The 8,518-nt window shown below is 62.2% G+C and carries 8 protein-coding genes; all 8 read right to left on the reverse strand.

Annotated features, from left to right (window positions below; genetic code table 11):
* Positions 1-153: 153 nt before the first annotated feature.
* Positions 154-1,032: a ParB/RepB/Spo0J family partition protein gene (locus tag VK804_RS04155; protein WP_325368138.1), complete on the reverse strand. Its 879-nt coding sequence runs from the start codon at positions 1,030-1,032 to the stop codon at positions 154-156.
* Positions 1,033-1,201: 169 nt separating this feature from the next.
* Positions 1,202-2,053 carry a ParA family protein gene (locus VK804_RS04160; RefSeq protein WP_325368140.1) on the reverse strand — a complete coding sequence of 284 codons (852 nt, stop codon included), beginning with the start codon at positions 2,051-2,053 and terminating at the stop codon, positions 1,202-1,204.
* Positions 2,050-2,739, reverse strand: coding sequence for a 16S rRNA (guanine(527)-N(7))-methyltransferase RsmG (gene rsmG, locus VK804_RS04165; RefSeq protein WP_325368150.1), 690 nt, complete (start codon positions 2,737-2,739; stop codon positions 2,050-2,052). The genes VK804_RS04160 and rsmG overlap by 4 nt, the downstream gene beginning before the upstream one ends.
* 16 nt (positions 2,740-2,755) lie before the next feature.
* On the reverse strand, positions 2,756-3,052 hold the full coding sequence (locus tag VK804_RS04170; protein WP_325368142.1) for a hypothetical protein: 297 nt from the start codon (positions 3,050-3,052) through the stop codon (positions 2,756-2,758).
* 50 nt (positions 3,053-3,102) lie between these two features.
* Complete coding sequence (gene mnmG / locus VK804_RS04175; RefSeq protein ID WP_325368144.1) at positions 3,103-4,986, reverse strand: tRNA uridine-5-carboxymethylaminomethyl(34) synthesis enzyme MnmG; 1,884 nt, start codon at positions 4,984-4,986, stop codon at positions 3,103-3,105.
* 162 nt (positions 4,987-5,148) lie between these two features.
* Positions 5,149-6,477 carry a tRNA uridine-5-carboxymethylaminomethyl(34) synthesis GTPase MnmE gene (gene mnmE / locus VK804_RS04180; RefSeq protein WP_325368146.1) on the reverse strand — a complete coding sequence of 443 codons (1,329 nt, stop codon included), beginning with the start codon at positions 6,475-6,477 and terminating at the stop codon, positions 5,149-5,151.
* Between the two features lie 336 nt (positions 6,478-6,813).
* Positions 6,814-8,079: a transcription termination factor Rho gene (rho, locus tag VK804_RS04185; RefSeq protein ID WP_325368148.1), complete on the reverse strand. Its 1,266-nt coding sequence runs from the start codon at positions 8,077-8,079 to the stop codon at positions 6,814-6,816.
* Positions 8,080-8,340: 261 nt separating this feature from the next.
* A partial coding sequence (locus VK804_RS04190; protein WP_325368152.1) for a CopD family protein occupies positions 8,341-8,518 on the reverse strand: 178 nt, incomplete at its 5' end.

Genomic DNA, 8,518 nt, shown 5'->3' on the forward strand with positions numbered 1-8,518 from the left:
ATCCGGCAACCGCCCAAAGGCCTTCTTGAACTTCCGCATTCGACCCCCTCCATAATCCGGGAGTCATCTTCAGAATCCGTCTTGCCTTCCAATGCAATAGCCGGTGAAAACCCATATGCGATTCCCCTGCCGCAAGCGGGGCGAGGTAAGGAGTCAGCCCTTCCCATCCAATCTCCGCACGATCTCATCGAGCTGATCGAGATCGCGGTAGCGGATGTGCACGGTGCCGCCGGGATCGCGGTGATCGACGTTGACCGCAAGCCCGAGTGCGTCGCTGACGCGCTTCTCCAGCGCCACGGTGTCGGGATCTTTCGTCCTGCCGCCGCGCGCCTTCTGGGGCTTGCGTTCCGGGACGCCCTCGACATGCGCGAGCGCCTCGGCCTGGCGCACATTAAGGCCCTCCTCGACGATGCGCTTGGCGGCGGCCAGCGGATCGGGCACCCCGATCAGGGCGCGAGCGTGGCCGGCCGAGAGCTGGCCCAGCGCGATATAGGCCTGCACTTCGGCCGGCAGCTTGGTCAGCCGCATCATGTTGGCGACATGGCTGCGGCTCTTGCCGACGATTTTTGCAATATCTTCCTGGCTGCGTTTGAACTCATTCGCCAGCGCGTGATAGCCCTGCGCCTCTTCCAAGGCATTGAGGTCTTCGCGCTGCACGTTCTCGATGATCATGATCTCGAGCGCGTCGGAATCGCTGACGTCGACCGGCACGATCGGCACGTCGTGCAGGCCGGCGATCTGTGACGCGCGCCAGCGCCGTTCGCCGGCGATGATTTCGAAACGGTCCTGCACGCCCTTGACCGGGCGCACCACGATCGGCTGGATCACGCCATGCTGCTTGATCGATTCGGCGAGCTCGCCGAGCTCGGTATCGGCGAATTCGCGACGCGGATTGCGCGGATTGGGTTTTAAAAATTCGATCGGCACCTTGCGCTGCGCGCGCGGCCGATCCAGATGCGCGGCCTCGCCGCCGACATCTCCGATCAGACTTGCAAGACCGCGACCCAGTCGCGAACGCGCTTCGTCGGCCATCGCCAGCTCCCTTGGATTCACGCGCACTACTCCGGAATTGGACGCTTATGTTTTTCAATCATCCTTCGCGGCTCGGGGCGGTGCCCCTCGCACCTCAGGATGACGCCTGTGGTTGTTGCCGTCACCCTGAGGTGCGCGCACTTGCGCGCCTCGAAGGGCGACGGCTGGATCAATGCGTCCGCAATTCGCGCTCGCGCTGGATCACTTCGGTGGCGAGCTTGAGATAGGCTTCGCTGCCGACGCATTTGAGATCGTAGACCAGCACCGGCTTGCCGTAGGACGGCGCCTCGGAGATGCGCACGTTGCGCGGGATCATGGTCTTGTAGACCTTGGCCCCCATGAACTGTCGGACGTCGGCGACCACCTGGTTCGACAAATTGTTGCGCGAGTCGAACATGGTCAGCACGATGCCGTGGATCGACAAATTGGGATTGAGCGTGGTGCGCACCTGCTCCACCGTCTGCAGCAGTTGCGACAGGCCTTCGAGCGCGAAGAACTCGCATTGCAGCGGCACCAGGATCGCGTCCGACGCCGCCATCGCATTGACCGTCAGCAGATTGAGCGACGGCGGACAATCGATCAGCACATAGGTGTAGTTGGTATCAGGCGTGGCATTGGTGTTGAGCGCCGCGATCGCGTCGCGCAGCCGGAACGCACGGCCGGGCGTCGCGCCCAGTTCGAGTTCGAGGCCCGACAGATCCATGGTCGACGGCGCAATGTGCAGCCGCGGCACCGCGGTCGGCACCACCGATTCGCGCAAGGTGGCCTCGCCGATCAGGACGTCATAGGTCGAGCAGTTGCGGTTGCGCCGATCGATGCCGAGTCCGGTGGACGCGTTGCCCTGCGGGTCGAGATCGACGATCAATACGCGCTCGCCGATCGCTGCCAGCGCCGTGCCGAGATTGATCGCAGTGGTCGTCTTGCCGACGCCGCCCTTCTGGTTGGCGAGCGCCAGGATGCGCAGCGCGGTTCCTGAATGTGGGGCCTTATCCTCTTGATCTACTTGATCAATTACGGTCATGCTCGACCACCATGGAGGCTTGCGGATGGGTTGCGGCGCTCGACATGATCGAGCTCGACGATCCAGCCCTGTCTGCCGGTGCGGCTGGAATGCAAATGTGGCGCTATCTTCCAATATTTAGTGGCTTCGGTCAATTCAGCCTCTACATCTTGGCCCTTGAGGAAAAAAGCCTTTGCGCCTCGTCTCACCAGCGGTTCCGCGAAGCCGATGAGCTGGTCTAGCGAAGCCACGGCGCGGGCGGTGACGCAATCGACCGGCCCGGTGATTCTTTCCACAATATCCTCGATGCCGGCCAGATGCACGGTACCAGCCGCGCCCGTCACGCGCAGGGCTTCCCGCAGGAAGGCGGCCTTCTTGGCGTTGCGTTCGACCAGATGGACCATCGCCCTCGGTGTTTCCGTCAGCGCGCAGGCAAGGACGACACCGGGAAAACCGCCGCCGCTGCCCAAATCGATCCAAACCTTGGCCGATGGCGCAAGATCCAGGAGCTGCAGCGAATCGGCGATATGCCGGGTCCAGAGTTGCGCGAGGGTGGAGGGCGCCACCAGATTGGTCTTGGCCTGCCATTCCCGAAGCAGTTCGACATAGCGATCGAGCCGCGCTTCTGTTTCACGTGAAACAGGCGTCAGGGCGAGTGCCGCGGCTTTATCGGAGACGGGGATGGGACGCGCGCTCTGTTCAGACATTTTGGCCACGGAGATCTCAGAGACGGTGTCGTTCAGACTCACTGGACCAGTTAACCGGCCCCCACGGCTGGGCGTCCGCCCATGCCTTCGCATCGTTGATAGAGAGGTGTTCGCCGGATTTGCCCAAGGAGCAGTAGTAAAGAAAGCCGTCGACCGTGTCCGGGATTGGCCTGCTTTCGTCCCACTGATCAGTCTCCCAATCGTAACGAGAGTGAGCCCACTTTGCCGGCTTTCTTAAAACTGAAATTGGACGCGGCACTTGTTGATCATACAACCACGTTCCGGTGGCCACGATTTCCGCGTCGTTGTTCATGCGCCATCCTAATATGGGCTCGTCCCCATCATTGTTTCACGTGAAACAGTTTATCTGGATGCGGCCGTCATTCTCCGTCGCGCCTCCCGCCGAAGAAAAGCGGCAAGAATCGCCAACGCTGCCGGTGTCATGCCATCGAGCTGGCCAGCCTGCCCGACCGTGCGCGGCCGCGAGGTTTCCAGCTTCGAACGGGCCTCGTTGGAAAGTCCGGGTACGGCGCAGTAATCGATGTCGCCGAGGATCAACCCCTCGTCGCGGCGAAACGCCTCCACGTCGGCGACCTGACGCTTGAGATAGACGTCGTATTTGGCATCGATTTCCAGATGGACCGCGATGGCTGGTTCAATGGCCGACAACTCGGGCCAGATGTTGCGGACCTCGGTCCAGCCGATCTCCGGATAGGCCAGTAGTTCAAAGGCCGAGCGGCGCTGGCCGTCCTTGTTGAGCGAGAGGCCATGCTTCGCCGCTTCGTTTGGCGTCAGCGTCAGCGATTGCGCCAGGACCTTCGCGCCATCGAGCGCGGCCATCTTGGCGCCATGACGCAGCGCGCGCGCCTCTCCCACGCACCCCAGCGCGATGCCCTTATTGGTCAGGCGCTGGTCGGCGTTGTCGGCCCGCAAGGTCAGCCGGTATTCCGCGCGCGAGGTGAACATCCGATAGGGCTCGGTGATACCCCGCGTGACGAGGTCGTCGATCATCACCCCGAGATAGCCATCGGCCCGGTCGAACACGACCAGCTCCGATCCACCGGCCACCAGCGCAGCGTTGAGGCCCGCAACCAGCCCCTGCGCCGCAGCCTCTTCATAGCCGGTGGTGCCGTTGATCTGGCCGGCCAGAAAAAGCCCACGCAGCCGCTTGGTCTGCAGAGTCGGATCGAGTTCGCGCGGGTCGACGTGATCATATTCGATGGCGTAGCCCGGGCGCACCATCCGCACCCGCTCCAGCCCCGGAATCGTCGCCAGGATCGCCAGCTGGACCTCCTCCGGCAGCGAAGTCGAGATGCCATTGGGATAGACGGTGGAATCGTCGAGACCTTCCGGCTCCAGGAAGATCTGATGCCCGTCGCGATCGCCGAAGCGGACGATCTTGTCTTCGATCGAGGGGCAATAGCGCGGTCCGGTGCTCTTGATCTGCCCGGAATACATCGGCGAGCGATGCACATTGGCCCGGATCACCTCATGGGTCGCCGCTGTGGTGCGCGTAATGCCGCACTGGATCTGCGGCGTGGTGATGCGGTCGGTCATCACCGAAAACGGCTCCGGCGGATCGTCGCCGGGCTGCATTTCCACGGCTGCCCAGTCGATGGTCGTGCCATCGAGGCGCGGCGGCGTGCCGGTCTTCAGCCGACCCAGCGTAAAGCCAGCCTGCTCGAAGGACTTTGACAATCCGAGCGCGGGCGCCTCGCCCACACGGCCCGCCGGCCAATTCTTTTCGCCGAGATGGATCAAGCCTCGGAGAAAGGTGCCGGTGGTGATGACGACCGCGCCAGCCGTCAGCTCGCGCCCATCGGCCAAGCGAATGCCGGTGACGCGGCCGTCCGAGACCATCAACTCGTCCGCCTCGCCTTCAACCACGCCGAGGTTGGCGGTCTCGCGGATGGCGGCCTGCATCGCCGCGGCATAGAGCTTGCGGTCGGCCTGGGCGCGCGGCCCCCGCACGGCCGGGCCCTTGCGCCGGTTGAGCATCCGAAACTGGATACCGCCGGCGTCAGCAATGCGCCCCATCAGGCCGTCGAGCGCGTCGACCTCGCGGACCAGGTGACCCTTGCCGAGGCCGCCGATCGCGGGATTGCAGGACATGGCGCCGACGGTCGCAAAACGATGGGTGACCAGCGCCGTTCTCGCACCCATCCGGGCAGCCGCGCTCGCCGCCTCGCAGCCGGCGTGGCCGCCGCCGATGACGATAACGTCGAATGATTCCGGGCGAATGGACATGCGCGGTCTTCTATCGCGGAGCGGGAAAACCCGGAAGCTTTACTTTGCATGGGGTTGTTTTCAGGATTTTTATCGGGATCGGTTGTTTCACGTGAAACAAGCCTGCTTGGGGACTTTTTCATGTGAAAACGCCCCATCATCCATGGAAAGAACCCGTGCCTATTACTTGCCGATGCAGAACTCACGGAAAATGACGTCGAGAATATCCTCGACATCCACCCGCCCCAGCAGTCGTCCCAAGGAGTAGGCGGCCAACCGCAGATCCTCGGCGGCCAGTTCCTCGCCTTCGCCAATTACCATCATGCTGCGATGCAACGAAACGACCGTCTGCTGCAGCAATTGCCGCTGTCGCTCCCGGGTGATCACACCGCTTTGGTTCGAACCAAAATAATCCCGTGCAAAGGCCACCAGGGCGGCGATCAATTCTCCGATCCCGTCACCGCGGCTCGCCGATATCCTGAAATTCGTGGCGCCCTGCCCTCGCGCCAAGGCCACGCTGCCCGCATCGAGATCGATCTTGTTGCGCACGGTCCAGACCGGCGCGGCACCCTCGTTCGGATTTTTTTCGCCCGGTCCATCGACCAGCCAAAGCACCAGATCCGCTTCCGCCGCGCGCCCCCTCGCCCGGCGCACGCCTTCCTGTTCGACGGGATCGTCGGTCTCGCGAATGCCGGCGGTGTCGATCACCGTCACCGGATAACCGTCGAGATCGAGCTGCACTTCGATGATGTCGCGCGTGGTGCCGGCATGCGGCGAGACGATCGCGACCTCACGCCGCGCCAGCGCATTCATCAGCGTCGACTTGCCGACGTTCGGCGGGCCCGCGATGGCGACCACCAGTCCCTCGCGCAGCCGTTCACTCCGACCCTGTGCCGCAAGCACTTCCTCGATCTCGCCGAGCAGCGTTGTGATCTTTGCCATCGCCGGTGCGATCAATTGCGCCGGCACATCCCCTTCGTCGGCGAAATCGATGCCCGCTTCGATCAACGCGCTGGCCTCGATGATCTGCGCCCGCCAGTCGCGCGCGCGGTCGCCGAGCAGGCCCTTCAACTGGCGCAGCGCCTGGCGGCGCTGGCGGTCGGTGTCGGCATGGATCAGGTCGTCGAGGCCCTCGGCCTCGGTGAGATCGAGTTTTCCATTTTCAAATGCGCGCCGGGTGAACTCGCCCGGCTCGGCCGCCCGCACATCCTCGAATGCCGAGAGCGCGGCGAACATAGCTGCCAGCACCGCGCGGCCGCCATGGACGTGAAATTCCGCGACGTCCTCGCCGGTCGCGCTCGCCGGTCCGGGAAACCACAGCACCACCGCATCGTCGATCGGCTGCCGGGCGTCGCGCAACAAGGCCCGCGTCGCCAGCCGCGGCGTCGGCATCTTGCCCGCGAGCGCGGCTAGCACAGTACCCGCCTGCGCCCCGGACACCCGCACGATCGCAATCGCGCTTGGCGGCCGGCCCGACGACAGGGCAAAAATCGTCTCTTGACCTGGATGCATCCCCTATTTGCCCCCGAGCCCCTTGAAAAGGCAACGCAATTTCGGATTGCCGAGTCTAGCTGGTGAGCCCGGTCGGGCCGCGATGGTTCCCCAAATGCTGCAGCATTGCCGCAACATTTCGCCTGGCCCATGCTGCAGAGATCGGTCGGCCGGTTCCCGCGCCAGACATAATATTTAGGTATTTCAAATACCTAGTTGAAACGCCCGCGGCTGGGTGTTCCCTTTTCTATGCTGCAACTGCATTGCAGCATTTGCTGCAGCATGAAACTCCTTTTCCCGAGGCAAGAAAAAGGGCGCCCCCTCCTGAGGGCGCCCTTCAAAATCGCCGGACCTGGTTCAGGTATTCATCGATTCGAAGAATTCCGAGTTGTTCTTGGTGTTGCGCAGCTTATCGAGCAGGAAGTCGATCGCATCCATGGTGCCCATCGGATTGAGGATCCGGCGCAGCACGTACATTTTCTTCAGCAGTTGTGGATCGGTGATCAGCTCCTCCTTGCGCGTTCCCGAGCGCGAAATGTCGATCGCCGGGAAGGTGCGTTTGTCGGAAACCTTGCGGTCGAGAATGAGCTCCGAATTGCCGGTGCCTTTGAACTCTTCGAAAATCACTTCATCCATGCGGCTGCCGGTATCGACCAGCGCCGTTGCGATGATGGTGAGCGAGCCGCCCTCCTCGATATTGCGCGCGGCGCCGAAGAATCGCTTCGGCCGCTGCAACGCATTGGCGTCGACGCCGCCGGTCAACACCTTGCCGGAGGACGGCACCACCGTGTTGTAGGCGCGACCTAATCGGGTGATCGAGTCCAGGAGAATCACGACGTCGCGGCCGTGTTCGACCAGTCGCTTTGCTTTTTCGATCACCATCTCGGCGACCTGGACATGGCGCACCGCCGGCTCGTCGAAGGTCGAGGAGACAACCTCGCCCTTCACCGAGCGTTGCATGTCGGTGACTTCTTCCGGACGCTCATCGATCAACAAAACGATCAGATAGCATTCGGGATGATTGGCGGTGATCGAGTGTGCGATGTTCTGCATCAGCACAGTCTTGCCGGTGCGCGGCGGCGCCACGATCAGCGCGCGCTGGCCCTTGCCGATCGGAGCGACGATGTCGATAACCCTTGCAGACAGGTCCTTTCTGGTAGGGTCTTCGAGTTCGAGTCGGAATCGCTGATCGGGGAATAGCGGTGTCAGATTGTCGAAATTGACCTTGTGCTTCGACTTCTCCGGGTCCTCGAAATTCAGCGTGTTGACCTTCAGAAGCGCAAAATACCGTTCACCCTCCTTGGGGCTGCGGATGTGGCCTTCGATGGTGTCGCCGGTACGAAGTCCGAAGCGGCGAATCTGCGAGGGCGAGACGTAGATGTCGTCAGGTCCCGGCAGATAGTTGGCGTCCGGCGAGCGCAAGAATCCAAAACCGTCGGAGAGCACCTCGACGACGCCCTCGCCGATGATATCGATTTCCTGGATCGCCAGTTGCTTGAGGATGGCGAACATCAGCTCCTGCTTGCGCATGGTGCTGGCGTTTTCGACCCCATTCTCTTCGGCAAACGAAACGAGTTCCGCCGGCGTCTTCGATTTGAGGTCTTGGAGTTTGATTTCCCGCATTGGGGTGGTCCTGTGGAGTAACTTTCAGAGAGAGGGGGTGCGAGGTGGCTTCAGGGAAAGCGGGCTCGAAAAAAGAGGCCCGCAGCTCAAAGCAAGGAAAGCGCCGGAAGGCTTCAAACCTGATGCGGCGGCCGGTTTAGACCGGGACGCAACGACATCCGCCTGCGTGGGGTGGGATAAACTCAATATAGAAAATCAGTTGGCATTCCGCAAGCAGCGCCAAGGGCCAACATGGCCTAACTCACACGCACCATGTGCCCATCAAAACGGCTTAACGACCACAAGGACGACGATTGCGATCATCAGCACGGTCGGCACCTCATTGATAATCCGATAGAATTTCTGGCTTCGTTGATTGCGGTCAGCGGCAAAATCACGCACCGCGCGTGCCAGGAAACCGTGGACACCCGAAAGCAACAACACCAGCAAAAACTTCACG

The sequence above is a fragment of the Bradyrhizobium sp. genome, assembly GCF_035484855.1.
In the GTDB taxonomy this organism is placed as follows: domain Bacteria; phylum Pseudomonadota; class Alphaproteobacteria; order Rhizobiales; family Xanthobacteraceae; genus Bradyrhizobium.

Excerpts from the sequence above, each read along its gene's own strand:
- VK804_RS04155 (WP_325368138.1), bottom strand. The coding sequence starts at position 1,032 with ATGGCCGACGAAGCGCGTTCGCGACTGGGTCGCGGTCTTGCAAGTCTG.
- VK804_RS04160 (WP_325368140.1), bottom strand. The coding sequence starts at position 2,053 with ATGACCGTAATTGATCAAGTAGATCAAGAGGATAAGGCCCCACATTCA.
- rsmG (WP_325368150.1), bottom strand. The coding sequence starts at position 2,739 with ATGTCTGAACAGAGCGCGCGTCCCATCCCCGTCTCCGATAAAGCCGCG.
- VK804_RS04170 (WP_325368142.1), bottom strand. The coding sequence starts at position 3,052 with ATGAACAACGACGCGGAAATCGTGGCCACCGGAACGTGGTTGTATGAT.
- mnmG (WP_325368144.1), bottom strand. The coding sequence starts at position 4,986 with ATGTCCATTCGCCCGGAATCATTCGACGTTATCGTCATCGGCGGCGGC.
- mnmE (WP_325368146.1), bottom strand. The coding sequence starts at position 6,477 with ATGCATCCAGGTCAAGAGACGATTTTTGCCCTGTCGTCGGGCCGGCCG.
- rho (WP_325368148.1), bottom strand. The coding sequence starts at position 8,079 with ATGCGGGAAATCAAACTCCAAGACCTCAAATCGAAGACGCCGGCGGAA.